At 66.0% G+C, this 13,149-nt stretch carries 15 protein-coding genes; 8 read left to right on the forward strand and 7 right to left on the reverse strand.

Translation table 11 applies throughout. The annotated features are described in order from the left end of the window. Positions 1 to 13: 13 nt before the first annotated feature. From ACO1P8_RS07860 to ACO1P8_RS07880, 5 genes are all read left to right on the forward strand, one after another. On the forward strand, positions 14 to 1,384 hold the full coding sequence (locus ACO1P8_RS07860; protein ID WP_486295338.1) for an NAD-dependent succinate-semialdehyde dehydrogenase: 1,371 nt from the start codon (positions 14 to 16) through the stop codon (positions 1,382 to 1,384). 37 nt (positions 1,385 to 1,421) lie between these two features. Further along, positions 1,422 to 1,856, forward strand: coding sequence for a cupin domain-containing protein (locus ACO1P8_RS07865; protein ID WP_486295339.1), 435 nt, complete (start codon positions 1,422 to 1,424; stop codon positions 1,854 to 1,856). A gap of 28 nt (positions 1,857 to 1,884) precedes the next feature. Then, complete coding sequence (locus tag ACO1P8_RS07870; protein WP_486295340.1) at positions 1,885 to 2,181, forward strand: antibiotic biosynthesis monooxygenase family protein; 297 nt, start codon at positions 1,885 to 1,887, stop codon at positions 2,179 to 2,181. A gap of 327 nt (positions 2,182 to 2,508) precedes the next feature. Beyond that, complete coding sequence (locus tag ACO1P8_RS07875) at positions 2,509 to 3,888, forward strand: APC family permease (protein WP_486295341.1); 1,380 nt, start codon at positions 2,509 to 2,511, stop codon at positions 3,886 to 3,888. A 99-nt stretch (positions 3,889 to 3,987) separates the two neighbouring features. Next, positions 3,988 to 4,518 carry an SAM-dependent methyltransferase gene (locus ACO1P8_RS07880; RefSeq protein WP_486295342.1) on the forward strand — a complete coding sequence of 177 codons (531 nt, stop codon included), beginning with the start codon at positions 3,988 to 3,990 and terminating at the stop codon, positions 4,516 to 4,518. A 16-nt stretch (positions 4,519 to 4,534) separates the two neighbouring features. Here the strand turns inward: ACO1P8_RS07880 and ACO1P8_RS07885 are convergent, their stop codons facing one another. Beyond that, entirely contained in the window at positions 4,535 to 4,900 is a 366-nt protein-coding gene (locus tag ACO1P8_RS07885; protein ID WP_486295343.1) for a GNAT family N-acetyltransferase, read from the reverse strand. A gap of 274 nt (positions 4,901 to 5,174) precedes the next feature. Between ACO1P8_RS07885 and ACO1P8_RS07890 the strand changes: the two genes are divergently transcribed. Beyond that, positions 5,175 to 5,969 carry a hypothetical protein gene (locus ACO1P8_RS07890; protein ID WP_486295344.1) on the forward strand — a complete coding sequence of 265 codons (795 nt, stop codon included), beginning with the start codon at positions 5,175 to 5,177 and terminating at the stop codon, positions 5,967 to 5,969. Positions 5,970 to 6,027: 58 nt separating this feature from the next. On the opposite strand, the gene ACO1P8_RS07895 is transcribed toward ACO1P8_RS07890, so the two are convergent. Together ACO1P8_RS07895 and ACO1P8_RS07900 are read right to left on the reverse strand one after the other, a co-directional pair. Continuing rightward, entirely contained in the window at positions 6,028 to 6,648 is a 621-nt protein-coding gene (locus tag ACO1P8_RS07895) for a glutathione S-transferase family protein (protein WP_486295345.1), read from the reverse strand. A gap of 129 nt (positions 6,649 to 6,777) precedes the next feature. After that, positions 6,778 to 7,785, reverse strand: a complete 1,008-nt coding sequence (locus ACO1P8_RS07900) for a hydroxymethylglutaryl-CoA lyase (protein WP_486295346.1) — start codon at positions 7,783 to 7,785, stop codon at positions 6,778 to 6,780. A 154-nt stretch (positions 7,786 to 7,939) separates the two neighbouring features. Between ACO1P8_RS07900 and ACO1P8_RS07905 the strand changes: the two genes are divergently transcribed. Continuing rightward, positions 7,940 to 8,860 carry a LysR family transcriptional regulator gene (locus tag ACO1P8_RS07905; protein ID WP_486295347.1) on the forward strand — a complete coding sequence of 307 codons (921 nt, stop codon included), beginning with the start codon at positions 7,940 to 7,942 and terminating at the stop codon, positions 8,858 to 8,860. Positions 8,861 to 8,888: 28 nt separating this feature from the next. Here ACO1P8_RS07905 and ACO1P8_RS07910 read toward each other — a convergent pair whose 3' ends face one another. Together ACO1P8_RS07910 and ACO1P8_RS07915 are read right to left on the reverse strand one after the other, a co-directional pair. Beyond that, positions 8,889 to 9,485: a short chain dehydrogenase gene (locus ACO1P8_RS07910; RefSeq protein WP_486295348.1), complete on the reverse strand. Its 597-nt coding sequence runs from the start codon at positions 9,483 to 9,485 to the stop codon at positions 8,889 to 8,891. Positions 9,486 to 9,744: 259 nt separating this feature from the next. Further along, complete coding sequence (locus tag ACO1P8_RS07915; protein ID WP_486295349.1) at positions 9,745 to 10,245, reverse strand: methylated-DNA--[protein]-cysteine S-methyltransferase; 501 nt, start codon at positions 10,243 to 10,245, stop codon at positions 9,745 to 9,747. A gap of 202 nt (positions 10,246 to 10,447) precedes the next feature. Between ACO1P8_RS07915 and ACO1P8_RS07920 the strand changes: the two genes are divergently transcribed. Next, positions 10,448 to 11,221 (forward strand): IclR family transcriptional regulator, encoded by a 774-nt coding sequence (locus tag ACO1P8_RS07920; protein ID WP_486295350.1) that lies wholly within the window; start codon positions 10,448 to 10,450, stop codon positions 11,219 to 11,221. A 67-nt stretch (positions 11,222 to 11,288) separates the two neighbouring features. Here ACO1P8_RS07920 and ACO1P8_RS07925 read toward each other — a convergent pair whose 3' ends face one another. Both ACO1P8_RS07925 and ACO1P8_RS07930 read right to left on the reverse strand, forming a co-directional pair. Further along, complete coding sequence (locus ACO1P8_RS07925; protein ID WP_486295351.1) at positions 11,289 to 12,191, reverse strand: ABC transporter permease; 903 nt, start codon at positions 12,189 to 12,191, stop codon at positions 11,289 to 11,291. Next, positions 12,188 to 13,141 (reverse strand): ABC transporter permease, encoded by a 954-nt coding sequence (locus ACO1P8_RS07930; RefSeq protein ID WP_486295352.1) that lies wholly within the window; start codon positions 13,139 to 13,141, stop codon positions 12,188 to 12,190. Before ACO1P8_RS07930 ends, ACO1P8_RS07925 begins: the two co-directional genes overlap by 4 nt. Positions 13,142 to 13,149: the final 8 nt, after the last annotated feature.

The following is a 13,149-nucleotide window of genomic DNA, read 5'->3' on the forward strand; positions in this document are numbered from 1 at the left end:
CAAGAAGGTAGTCATGATTCATTCCATCAATCCGTTCGACGAATCCACGCTCGCCACCTACGACGAGCATGACGACGCGGTCATCGACGCCACGCTGGCGCGCGCCCGGTCCACCCAGCGCGACTGGCGCCGCACCACCCTTGCGCAACGCCAGGATGTCCTGCGCCGGCTGGCGGCCGCGCTGCGCGCCGGCAAGGCCGAATACGCCGCGCTGATCACCGCCGAGATGGGCAAGCCCATGACGGAGTCCCTCGCCGAAGTCGAGAAGTGCGCCATCAACTGCGACTTCTATGCCAACGAAGCGGAACGCCTGCTGGCGCCGGAAATCGTCGCCAGCAACGCCACCCACAGCAAGGTGGTGTTCGATCCGCTGGGCACGGTGCTGGCCGTCATGCCGTGGAACTACCCGTTCTGGCAGGTCATGCGCTTCGCCGCGCCGGCCCTGCTGGCGGGCAATACGGCGGTGCTCAAGCATGCCAACAACGTGCCGCAGTGCGCGCTGGCGCTGGCCGGCGTATTCGAGCGCGCCGACGCGCCGGCGGGATTGTTCTCCACCTTGCTGATCGACTCCTCCCGCGTACAACGCCTGATCGCCGACGACCGCATCGCCGCCGTCACGTTCACGGGTTCGACGCCGGTGGGCCGCACGATTGCCGCCCAGGCCGGCGCCGCCCTGAAAAAGCAGGTACTGGAGCTGGGCGGCTCGGATCCCTTCGTGGTCCTGGCCGACGCCGATATCGACCTTGCCGCCAGCACCGCGGTCAAGGCCCGCTTCCACAATGCCGGGCAGAGCTGCATTTCGGCCAAGCGCTTCATCGTCGAAGCCCAGGTCGCGGACGCCTTCGTCGACGCCTTCGTGGCGCATGCGCGCGCCCTTGAAGTCGGCGATCCGCGCGACACCGGCGTGGACGTCGGGCCGATGGCGCGCAATAACCTGCGCGCCGATTTGCACGATCAGGTGCGGGCCTCGGTTGACGCCGGTGCCCGCCTGCTGCTGGGCGGCGCGCCGCGCGACGGCAAGGGCTATTTCTTCGAGCCGACCGTGCTGGATCACGTCACCCCCGACATGGCCGCCGGCCGCGACGAAACATTCGGCCCGGCCGCGGCGATCATCCGCTGCAAGGACGCCGCCGACGCCATCCGCATCGCCAACGACACGGTGTTCGGCCTGGGCGCCGCGCTGTGGACCGGCGACCTGGACCGCGCCGATCTGCTGGCGCGCGAACTCGAGGCCGGCGCCGTCTTCATCAACGGCACGGTGGCTTCGGATCCGCGCCTGCCTTTCGGCGGCATCAAGCAATCCGGCTACGGACGCGAACTGAGCAGCTACGGCCTCAAGGAATTCACCAACATAAAATCGGTCTGGACCGGTCCCGCGCACTGAGTGCCGCCGCGGACCTGCTTGCCACGGGAGTTTCATCATGAGCACATTCAAAACAGCACGGCGCGGCGGCCCCAAGCCGGGCATCTTCCGACCCTCCGAACTGACGGCCTACGAGCGCGGCGGCGGCGCCCGCACGATCCCCCTGGTCACTGCCGGCGACGGCGCCACGGCCTTCATCAACGGCATCACCGAGTTCGCGCCCGGCACCAAGATCCCCTTTCACAGCCACAACTGCGAGGAAAGCGTCGTGCTGCTGGAGGGCGACGCCATCCTGGATATCGACGGCCAGGAACACCGGCTGCAACCCATGGACACGACATGGATTCCCCCCAATGTGTCGCACCGTTTTCGTAACATGTCGGATACGCAGCCGATGAAGATCCTATGGATCTACGCGTCCGTCAACGCGACGCGCACGCTGACGGAAACCGGCGTGACCAATCCGGTGGCGCTGGAACACATCAAACGCTGAACGCCCGCCGTATCAGCAAGGAGCGACGATGTTTCTCGAAATTGCGCAGATCGAAATCAAGGACGGCACGCACGCGGCGTTCGAAGCCGGCGTTGCCAAGGCCAAGCCACTGTTCCTGCGCGCCAAGGGGTGCCACGGCGTATCGCTGCAGCGTTCGGTGGAATTCCCCAACCGCTACCGCCTGTTCGTCGAGTGGGCCACCCTGGAAAACCACACGGTGGACTTCCGCGGTTCGGAGGACTTCGCCAAATGGCGCGAACTCGTCAGCCCTTATTTCGCCGCGCCGCCGGCCGTCGAGCATACCCAATTGGTCGATCTGGGCTGACGCACCGGACGGCGCCGGACAAGCAAAGCGTCCGGACGAAGGTCGTCTCTGAAACGCCATGGCGCCCGCCATGGCGTTTTTTCATGCGTGCGCGGACAGCGCTGTTCGCGGCAGATGGCCCGAGACCGCGGCCCCTGGTCCCCCCATGAGCCCCCTCATTGGGACCCCGCCCGACGGCCCGCTTACGTCTCGCGACGACCTGGCTAACGATTTGTTTCTGACTGGAAGCTTAAAGAAAAGCATCCCGGTGCTACCATCGCTGACGATGTGGTAAGGCGTCGTCTTATCCAGCCCTTGCCCGTTTTCCCCCGGTCAATGGAAGCTCCCGTGCGCGACGCCTCTTCCACGCAGCCCCCCGCTTCGCCGTCCGTGTCCTCTCCGGCGGCCCGCCCCTCGCCTTTGTTGTCGATGCTGGACGTCATGGCCTTGGTCGTGGGCATCGTCATCGGCGCCGGCATCTTCAGCGCGCCGGCCCTGATCGCCGCCAATGCCGCCAGCCTGAACCACATCCTGATCGCGTGGCTGGTGGGCGGCGCCATTTCACTGGCGGGCGCCATGTGCTACGCCGAACTGGCCACTTCTTATCCGGACGCCGGCGGCGACTATCAATACCTGCGCCGCGCCTTCGGCGAAAAAACGGGCTTCCTGTTCGCCTGGGCGCGGCTGACCATCATTCCGACCGGCTCGATCGCGTTGCTGGGCTATGTGTTCGGCGACTACGCCAGCCAGATCCTGAACCTGGGCACGTACTCGGCGGCGATCTACGCGGCGCTGACCGTGGCCGTGCTGACGTTGCTTAACCTTGCCGGCCTGCGCGCCGGCAAATGGACGCAGAACTGCCTGACGATATTGGAAGTCGGCGGCGTGCTGTTCATCATCGCCGCCGGCTTGACGCTGGGTGGGGAACCGACAGGCGGCGCGGTGGCGCCGCCCGGCGTGCCCACCGCCACCAACTGGGGCCTGGTGCTGATCTTCGTGATGCTGACCTACGGCGGGTGGAACGAAGCGGCTTACGTTTCCGCCGAGGTCGTGGGGCCGGGCCGCAACCTGCCGCGCGCCCTCTTCTGGAGCCTGGCGCTGGTGACCGCGGTCTACCTGCTGGTCAACCTGGCGTACGTCAAGGTACTCGGGTTGGCCGGCGTGGCGGCCTCCGATGCCGTAGCCGCCGACGCGCTGCGCGCCGTGCTGGGAGAAAACGGCGCACGCATCATCAGCGCCCTGATCGCCGTGTCGGCGCTGACCTCGGCCAACGCGACGATATTGACCGGCGCCCGCACCACCTACGCCTTCGGCCGCGACGAACCCATGTTCCGCATGCTGGGCCGCTGGGACACCCGCCACCACACGCCTGCCAACGCGCTGATCGCGCAGGGCCTGATCGCCCTGGCCCTGGTCGCGCTGGGCGCGGCCACGCGCAGCGGTTTCGCCACAATGGTCGAGTACACCGCGCCGGTGTTCTGGCTTTTCTTCGTACTGACCGGCATTGCCCTGTTCGTCCTGCGACGCCGCGAGCCGGCACGGCCCCGCCCCTTCCGCGTGCCCTTCTATCCCGTCACCCCGCTGCTTTTCTGCGGCACCAGCGCCTATCTGCTTTACGCCAGCGTCGTACACACCGGCGTCGGCGCCTTTGCGGGCCTGGCCGTGCTGGCGGTGGGCGTGCTGGTGCTGCTCTATCGCGGGCGAGCCACGGCCATGCAGGCGGAATAGCACGGCCGCGCAAGGGCATCGTCGTCCGGTCCGTTGTTTACCCACGTACCTTCAGGAGCATGAATCATGCGCATACTTCGGCACTCATGGATATTGGCCTTGACGGCCGCCCTTCTGCTGACGGCAGCCCCCGGCGCGCGGTCGCAATCGGCCTCTCCCGGCGCCAAGACCCGCGCGCCCGACGTGATCTTCGTGCCGACGCCCCCGCAGGTGGTCGACGCCATGCTGCGTGTCGCCGGCGTGGGCCCCAACGATGTGCTGTACGACCTCGGTTCGGGCGACGGCCGCATCCCCATCACCGCGGCCAAGCGCCTGGGCACGCGCGGCGTCGGCGTGGATATCGATCCGCAGCGCATCCAGGAAGCGCGCGCGAACGCCAAAAAGGAGGGCGTCGCCGACAAGGTACAGTTCATCCAGGGCGACCTGTTCGAACAAGACCTGACGAAGGCCACGGTGATCAGCCTGTATCTGTTGCCGTCGCTCAACCTCAAGCTGCGGCCCACCCTGCTTAAGCTGAAACCCGGCACACGCATCGTGTCGCACGCCTTCGACATGGGCGATTGGGCGCCCGAACAGACGCTCAATATCGACGGCCGCACGGTGTACTTCTGGACAGTCCCGGAACACTGATACGGGGGGGCCTGCGTCAAGAGGGCGCCCAGCGCATGCGGAGCTCCAGCGCGTTTTCGTCGACCACCGCGAATCCGCAACGCTCATACAGCCGCCGCGCCGGGTTGCCTTTCAAGACGTCCAGCGTGATGGCGCGGCCCGCCTGCGCGGCCTGCGCCTGCAATCCCCGCACCAGATGGCCTCCCAGGCCCTGGCCCTGCCGGGCCGGAGCGACCTGAACCTGTATCAGCTTCCACTCCCCCGCATCGCGCGCCACCTTGAAAAGGCCGACCAATTCCGCGTCGTCGTACACCAGCAGCGCGTCCTCCAGCCGGTAGTTCACCCTGGCAAGATTGGCATCGTCGTCGCTGGGCGCGCCGGCACGCTGCAGATGGGGAAGCATGGTCTGTTTCCGCAGGGCCATCAGGGCGGGTATATCCGCGGCCGTGGCAGGCCGAAATGACAATTTTGGGATTGCTTTCATTGCGTGATTGTCCGGCATCTCGAACCGCTAATCAAAACGCTTCAACCGAAACCTAAAGCTCCGGACGCTCCCCGATCCCTAGGATAAGCGCATGCCTGACCGCGGAGTATCGCCAGGGTAAAGGCGAGACTCGACGCGCAGGCCCAACCGCCGGCATCCCAGGGATGCGGCTGTCGAAAAACGGGAGCGCTCCATGTCCGAATTCGTCGATACCCCCTTCGCCGATCTTCGCATCCCCTGCTCGCATGACGGCAGGACCGTTCTGGCCGCCATCGCGCCGCTATGCGAATCCATGCAGCTGGACGCATGGGCGGAAATGCGAAGGCTTGCCGCCGATCCCGATTTGCGCGAACTGGTGAAGACCGTGCCGGACGGCCGGCGCGCGGCGGAGACGCCCACCCTGCCGATCGGCGCATTGGCGCTGTGGCTGGATCGCCTGGCCGATACGCATGCCGACACGCATCTGCGGCATCGCCTGGCGATCCTGCAGCTGGAAGGGTTTCCCACCCTGCTCGACTACTGGAGCACGCGCGCGCAGACCGCCACGCAGACCGTGGACGCTGCGGTGGTCAAGCGCCAGTTCCGCCGCTTGCAATCCCAGATGTCGTCGCTATCGGATGCGCTGAAGACCAGCGCCACGCCCATCGAGCAGGAAATCCTGCGCGCGCAGCTCAACCAGCTGTGCCAGTTTCCGATCATGCCGCGCACCAGCGCATCGCCGGTTCTCGAACGCTTCTGGGACGCCATCTTCGGCCGCATGATGAACGGCGCGGAGCTGAATCACGCGCGACGCGCCGATCGCTTCCTGGCCCTGAACTTCCGCCACCTGGCGAACGAACTGGCAAGCACGCCGACGCCCATCGAACTGACGCAGGAACTGCGTAGCGAGCTAAAGAAAAGCCGTCACCCGTACTTCCTGGGCGTGCGCGTGGTCAACAGCCGCATCGCGCGCAAAAGCCTGCGATGCTGGGTGTTCAACCTGCACTAGGGCCTGTTAACGCTAGAAGGAGCCGCGCGATTGCCGCGCGGCGCCGGCCTTTGTACCCCTATGCCGACAAGCCCTGCGCCTGCAAGGCGCGCTGCACCGCCGGCCGTTCGTTCATGCGGCGATGATGGGCGGCGATACCGGGGAAGCGGCCGACGTCGATGTCCATCCGCGCCAGCCAACGGGTCATCACGTACAGATACGGGTCCGCCACGGTGTATTGCTCGCCCATCGCCCACGGCGCGGCCAACTTGCGGGTCTCGATCATTTCGAACAGGTCCGCGTAATTTCCCGGCGCCTTCGCGGCCATGCTGGCCTGGCAGCCGGCATCGTCCGACCAGCGCGCACCCCGCGTGGAATGCGCGTAGGCCACGTGGACGCTGGAAGAGAGGAAGGCATTGAAGGACATCATCCGCGCCATGTCGAAGGTGTCGGCCGGCGCCAGCGCGGCCTGCGGATACGCAGCGGCGATATAGCCCAGGATGGCAATCACCTCCGTCAGTACGCCGCGCGGCGTTTCCAGCACCGGCACCCGGCCCAGCGGATTGATCTTCAGGTGCTCCGGCGAAAGCTGCTCCTGCCGGTCGAAATGCACACGGTGCGCCTCGTACTGCGCGCCCGCTTCTTCCAGCGCGATATGGACGGCCAGCGCGCAGGAACCAGGCGAATAGTGGAATTTCATGGTGGACGACTGCTCACAGGTAAGGCCGGCGGCATGCCCGCGCCGTACCGCGCGGGGATCCTGAACGGATCGCGGATTGCCCTGTCCGAACCATGCGCCGTCGCAAGGGCCGTTGCATCTTAATCCGATTTATTGGCAGGGCGCCGGATGCCGCCTGTCGCGCGTGCCGGCTTTCAGTATCTGGCTGGGCACGTCGTGGCCGATCAGCGCCGGCAGGGTCCCCGCGGCGGCCAGGATGCCGGCCAGGTCCACGCCGGTGTCATAGCCGTCCAGCTGCAGCATGTGCACCAGTTCTTCCGTACAGGCATTGCCGCTGGCCCCGGGCGCGTAAGGGCAGCCGCCAATACCGCCCAGCGAGGCGTCGAAACGGTCCACGCCGGCGCGCAGGGCCGCCATCGTATTGGCCAGCGCCATCCCGCGCGTATTGTGGAAATGCAGGGTCAGTTCCAGTTGCGGGAACAGCGACTTCGCCCGGCGCGATATGGCTTCTACCTGGCTGGGATAAGCCATTCCCGTGGTATCGCACAACGTGATGCCGTTCACCCCGCGCTGGGCGAAGCGGTCCATCAGCTCGAATACCTCGTACGGATCGATATCGCCCTCCATCGGACAGCCGAACACCGTCGACAGCGACACATTGATGGCCACGCGGCTGCCGCGCACCGCGTCGATCACATCGGACAGCTGCGCGAAGGACTGGTCGCGCGACATGCGCAGATTCGAGCGGTTGTGCGTTTCACTGACGGACATCACCAGGTTGACCTCGTCGACCCGGCAGGACAGCGCGCGCTCCGCGCCGCGCACGTTCGGCACCAGCGCCGTGTACACCACGCCCGGATGCCGCACGATTTCATGCATGACGATCTCGGCATCGCGCAACGCCGGGATGGCCTTGGGCGACGTAAACGAAGTCGCCTCGATCTTGGCGTAGCCGCAGGCCGACAGCGCGTCGATGAAGCGGATCTTGTCCTGCGTTTCCACGAACTGGCTTTCGTTCTGGAAACCGTCGCGCGGGGCGACTTCCTGGATGTAGAGGCGCGGGCGCGCTGCCGGGACGGCGGCCTTCTGCGCGCCGCCGGAAGCGTCGTCGGCCGGGATGCGGCCCAGTGTGGAATTGCCGGTATGTGCAGATGTCATGATCGTGTTCCTCCGCCGGAAGCGGCAGTCTAGCAACGGGCCGGGCCGGGCGGAATCGACGGTTCATGATGGCGCCATCGCAAGGCGCGATGGCGCTACGGGCACAGCCCTCGCGCAAGGCGATGGCGGCGTTCGCGGACGTATACTGCTGCGCATGCACCTGGATCCCACTTCCCTGCGGCTGTTCATCAGCGTGATCGAGGAAAAGACGATCGCCGCCGCCGCCGAGCGCGAGCATATCGCCGCGGCGGCGGTGAGCAAGCGCATGAGCGAACTGGAAGAACAGCTCAAGACGCAGTTGCTGGTCCGTACCAACAAGGGTATCCAGCCCACCAACGCCGGCATGGCCCTGGCGGCCATGGCACGGCGCGCGCTGCGCGAGCTCGACGACATTACCGTCTCGATGCGCGAATATGCCAGCGGCGCGCGCGGCTTCATCCGCGTTTTCGCGAATATTTCCGCGCTGACGCAGTTCCTTCCCGGCGACATCCAATCCTTCGCCGCGGCCTACCCGAACATCCAGCTCCAGCTGGAAGAGAAGATCTCGCCCGTCATCCTGAAAGCGGTGCAGGAGAACGCCGCCGACGTGGGGATTTTTTCCGGCATGCCGCCGGGCCGCGATGTGGAAGCCCTGCCCTACCGCCAGGACACCCTGGCCCTGATCGCGCCCGCCGGCCATCCCCTGCTGGCCGCGCCGGATTTCCGCTTCGCCGATGCGCTGGCCCATGATTTCGTCGGCCTGCATACGGGCAGCGCCATCAATCAGATCGTCGCCAATGCGGCGGACCGGCTGGAGCGGCCCCTGCGCGTCAAGGTCCAGGTTACGGGCTTCGATACGCTGTGCTTCATGGTGAACGCCGGCTTGGGCCTGGGCGTGCTGCCGGTGGACATCGCCACGCTCTATGCCCGCATCTTCGATATCGGCATCCTGCGCATCGATGAACCGTGGGCACGGCGCGAGCTGCGGATATGCGTACGCTCTTTCCAGGCGCTACCCACGGCCGCCAAGCTGTTCGTGAACCACCTGACCGGCAAAGGCGCGCCCGCCGGCACAACGGCGGCGCAGGACGGCTGAGCCATCGCGCAGCCGGGCGCAGCCGGCATCACCAGACCCGATAGACCTGCCCGGTTTCGATCCCCTCGATGCTGCGGCGGAAGGCCAGCGCCGCACGGCTGGCGGGCACGGGTTCGAAGCCCGGGAAGCTGGCGCCGTAGGCATCCTGGGATTCCCGCAGCAGGGTGGGGCTGACCGCGTTGATGCGCGCATCGCGCAATTCGAAGGCGGCGGCGCGCACGAAGCCCTCTATGCCGGCGTTCACGGCAGTCGCGTTGACGCCGTCGCGAATGACGGCTTCGGTCAGGATACCCGTGGTCAGCGTGATCGAACCGCCGGGGCGCAGATAGTGCTGGCCGATCAGCGCCAGCCGCACCTGCCCCAGCAGTTTGCCCTGCAGGCCGATATCGAACTGTTCGGCCGTCATGCGGGCAAGCGGCCCGAAGTGCACATGCCCCGTGGCGGAAACGATGGCATCCACCTGGCCGGCTTTCTCGAACAGCGCCCGCACGCTGGCGTCGTCCTGGATGTCCACGGGATGCGCCGCATCCGAACGGCTCGCGAGGACGAGATCATGATCGTCGCGCAGTTCGCGCGCGATGGCAGTGCCAAGGAATCCCGTGGCGCCGACGAGGAGGATTCTCATGTTGTTCACCTGTCGAAAGAGAAGTGATGCCAGTGTATTTACGCCATGAACGGCATGGAAATCGAGTCCCGAAAAGTTACGCCGTTTGCGCTCGCCCCGACAGGCGGAAATTCTCAAAACTGTAAATGAATATTGTGTTGTTCCTTGCAGCTAGGTCCCTACAAGTTTCTAGAATCTGCGCTTCCGCCCCGGGGGGGTTAATCGAAAAGGAACAACAATGCGGAAATTCTTGAGCCGGACGGCGGCCGTCGCCGCGGCCTCACGCCGGCGGCGTGTCCGTCCGGCGCTCCAGGGCGAGCAGCCGCGCCTTCACATCCAGCCCGCCGGCGAACCCGGTCAGGCTGCCGGCTGCCCCGATGACGCGATGGCAAGGCGCGATGATGGAGATCGGGTTCCTGCCATTGGCCGCGCCCACGGCGCGGACGGCTTTCGCGTGGCCGATGCGCTCGGCGATGCTGCGATAGCTGCATGTCTGCCCATAGGGGATTTCCAATAGCGCGCCCCAGACTTTTTTCTGGAACTCGGTGCCGGCGAATTCCAGCGGGACGTCGAAGCGATCGCGCCGGCCGGCAAAGTATTCGCCCAGCTGGCGCTCGACCTCCAGCAGCGTCGGATCGTCTGCGTCTTCCCGCATCTCGCCCAGGCGCACCCGGCCGGGCCTGTCGTTCTCCCACAGGATGGCGGACAGGGCCTTTCCCTTGGCAACGAGCTTCAACCTGCCCACCGGCGTCGCGACGGTCTTGAACACATAAGAAGCCATTTCAGTTCTCCATCCGGGCGGGCCGTGGCCGGGCCCATGGACTGAAGTCTAGGGAATGCCCGGGCCGGCGGAACTCCGCTTCTTGCGGCGCGTGGCCGCCGGCACAGCCTGGCGTGCGGGCCTGGCGTATGGGCCTGGCAAGAGGCCGGGGCCCGGCCGCAATGTTATCCTTCACGCGCCGATTACAGCGACAATCCATGCCATGGTCACCAAGGTAGCTTCTCCGGCCGACACGGGAACGGTCAATCGTGTGCTACGCATCCTGTCCGCCTTCGCGGCCAGGGATCGCTGGCCGTTGAACGAACTGGCCCGGGAGCTGGATCTGCCGCGCGGCAGCGTGCATCGCCTGTTGAAGCTGTGCAGGCCGCTGGGCTTCGTCGACCAGGATGCCGAAGGCTTGTACACGCCGGGCATCGAACTTTACCGGGTCGCCGGCAAGCTCAGCGCCGAAATGCCCATCAACCGTCTCGCCGCGCCATTGCTGCACGGGTTGCGCGACGCGACGGACGAAACGGCGATGCTGGTGCTGCTCTCCCGGCAGGAACTGCGCATCTTCATGTCCGATATCGCCTGGCCGTCGCACCCGCTGCGATACACCGTGGCGCTCAACCAACTGCAACCGCTTACCTGGGGCGCGGCGGGCCGCTCCATCCTCGCCTTCCTGCGGCAGGACGAAATCGACGAAACCATCGGGCAGGCGGCCACCTCCCCACTGAACGGACGCGAGCTCGACGTTCCCGAACTGCGCGATACGCTGGAACAGATACGCAGGCAGGGCTATGCCACCAGCTACGCGGAACGCGCGCCCGATATGCACGGAATTGCCGTGCCGTTCTTCGACCGCGAAGGGCAGGTCAGGGGCAACCTGATGCTGACCGTGCCGCACTTCCGCTTTGACGAGGCGCAACAGGAACGCCACCTGGCATTGCTGCGCGCAGCCGCCACCGAATTGATGCGGCGACTGGGCTGGCGATAGGCGCCGCCATCCGGCAGCTCAAACCTCGACGGGCGCGGCGCGGGCCAGAGGCCATCCGGCGGGCATCCTAGGCGCGCACGTCCATGGCGGTGCGCAACCCGTCGCTGACGAAGTTGAAACACATGCTGGTGACGAAAATGCAGGCACCCGGCAAGGTCGCGATCAGGGGCTGGTTGTAGATCGCGGTGCGCAGGCTGCTGAGCATCAGCCCCCATTCCGGGTCCGGCGGCTTCACGCCCAATCCCAGGAAGGACAAGCCGGAAGCGACGATCATCGATAGGCCGACCAGCCCTGTCGCATAGACGAAAACCGGCCCCAGCACGTTGGGCAGCACGTGCGTAAAGATGATCGATAGCGAGCCCGCCCCCGTGCTGCGCGCCGCCTGGACGTATTCCAGGTCGCGCACGCCGGTCGTGACACTTTCGGCCACGCGGATGATGGGCGGAATGAAAACGAAGGTCAGCGACAGAATCACGTTCAGCACGCCCGCGCCTATCATGCCGCTGACCGATACGGCCAGCAGCACGGAGGGAAAGGCATAGAACACATCGGTGACGCGCATGATCGCCATGTTGACCTTGCCGCCCGCGAAGCCCGCGACGACGCCCAGGATGCCGCCGATCGTGAACGCCATCAGCACCGGTGAAATGCCGATCAGCCACGAATAACGGCCGCCATACATCAACCGGGTCAGCATGTCGCGCCCCAGTTCGTCCGTGCCCAGCAGGTGGCCGGCAAAACCGATGGGCTTCAAGCGCAGGATGGCCCGCCCTACGTTAGGCTCATAAGGCGCGATCCATGGCGCCAGCACGAGAATCATGAAGATGGCGATCAGGATGGCGCCGCAGACCAGCGTCGTGCGATCGCGCAGCAGGCGCCGGGCGACACCGCGCCAGTAGCTGTTCTCCGCTTCCCATTCCTGCGTGTCCGCGGCCACCGGCAGGCCGGCGTCTTTCGGGATGACGATCATGTGCGGCTGATCCTCGGGTCTATCGCGGTCTGGATAAGATCCACGGCAAGATTGAGCACGACGAAAAACAGCGCCAGCACCAGCGTGGCGGCCTGCAGCGTCGGGAAATCGCGCTGGAAAATCGCATCGTTGAGCATCGATCCGGTACCGGGCCAGGCGAACACCGTCTCGACCAGGATGGAGCCGCCCATCAGGTTCGCCAGCTGCAGGCCCATGACCGCGATCACGGTGGGCGCGGCATTCAGGAATACATGTGTGACGATGCCGTGCCCGCGCAGGCCCTTGCCGCGCAAGGTGGTGATGTAATCCTGGCTCATGATGTCGCTGACCAGCCCGCGCACCGTGCGGGTGACCAGGCCCGCGGGAATGACGCAAAGCGTCACCGCGGGCAGAATCAGGAACTGGATGTGGGCCCAGTCCCACGCCCATGCGCTGGACGTGCCCGGTCCCGCGCCCATGGCCGGCAGCATGTGCAGGGCCACCGAAAAAATGATGACCAGGACCATGCCCAGCCAATAATGCGGGATCGACACGCCCGCGACGGCCGCCCCCAGCAGGACGCGGTCTATCCAGGTCCCGCGGTAGACCCCCGCGATGCCGCCCAGGACACAGCCCAGCACGAAACCGAGGATGCCGCCCGTCACCGCCAGGATCAGGGTATTGCCGCTGGCCACGATCAGATCCGGCAGGATGGGCCTGCCGCGCGTGATCGACATGCCCAGGTCGCCATGGACCACGTGTTGGAGCCACAGGCCGAACTGCACCGGCAGGGACCGGTCCAGTCCATAGTCGCTGCGCACCTGCGCCACCACGTCGGGCGGCGTATCGGGCGGCACCATGGCCGCGATGGGATCGCCAGGCGCCAGGTGTATGAGCAGGAAACACACCAGGCTGACCGCCAGCGCGATCGGCACCATGTACAGAATGCGGCGTGCGATATAGGACAGCATCGTTCGTA

The organism is Bordetella sp., from assembly GCF_057362025.1.

Coding starts and splice junctions, on each gene's coding strand:
- ACO1P8_RS07860 (WP_486295338.1), top strand. CDS start 14: ATGATTCATTCCATCAATCCGTTCGACGAATCCACGCTCGCCACCTAC.
- ACO1P8_RS07865 (WP_486295339.1), top strand. CDS start 1,422: ATGAGCACATTCAAAACAGCACGGCGCGGCGGCCCCAAGCCGGGCATC.
- ACO1P8_RS07870 (WP_486295340.1), top strand. CDS start 1,885: ATGTTTCTCGAAATTGCGCAGATCGAAATCAAGGACGGCACGCACGCG.
- ACO1P8_RS07885 (WP_486295343.1), bottom strand. CDS start 4,900: ATGCTTCCCCATCTGCAGCGTGCCGGCGCGCCCAGCGACGACGATGCC.
- ACO1P8_RS07890 (WP_486295344.1), top strand. CDS start 5,175: ATGTCCGAATTCGTCGATACCCCCTTCGCCGATCTTCGCATCCCCTGC.
- ACO1P8_RS07895 (WP_486295345.1), bottom strand. CDS start 6,648: ATGAAATTCCACTATTCGCCTGGTTCCTGCGCGCTGGCCGTCCATATC.
- ACO1P8_RS07900 (WP_486295346.1), bottom strand. CDS start 7,785: ATGACATCTGCACATACCGGCAATTCCACACTGGGCCGCATCCCGGCC.
- ACO1P8_RS07905 (WP_486295347.1), top strand. CDS start 7,940: ATGCACCTGGATCCCACTTCCCTGCGGCTGTTCATCAGCGTGATCGAG.
- ACO1P8_RS07910 (WP_486295348.1), bottom strand. CDS start 9,485: ATGAGAATCCTCCTCGTCGGCGCCACGGGATTCCTTGGCACTGCCATC.
- ACO1P8_RS07915 (WP_486295349.1), bottom strand. CDS start 10,245: ATGGCTTCTTATGTGTTCAAGACCGTCGCGACGCCGGTGGGCAGGTTG.
- ACO1P8_RS07920 (WP_486295350.1), top strand. CDS start 10,448: ATGGTCACCAAGGTAGCTTCTCCGGCCGACACGGGAACGGTCAATCGT.
- ACO1P8_RS07925 (WP_486295351.1), bottom strand. CDS start 12,191: ATGATCGTCATCCCGAAAGACGCCGGCCTGCCGGTGGCCGCGGACACG.
- ACO1P8_RS07930 (WP_486295352.1), bottom strand. CDS start 13,141: ATGCTGTCCTATATCGCACGCCGCATTCTGTACATGGTGCCGATCGCG.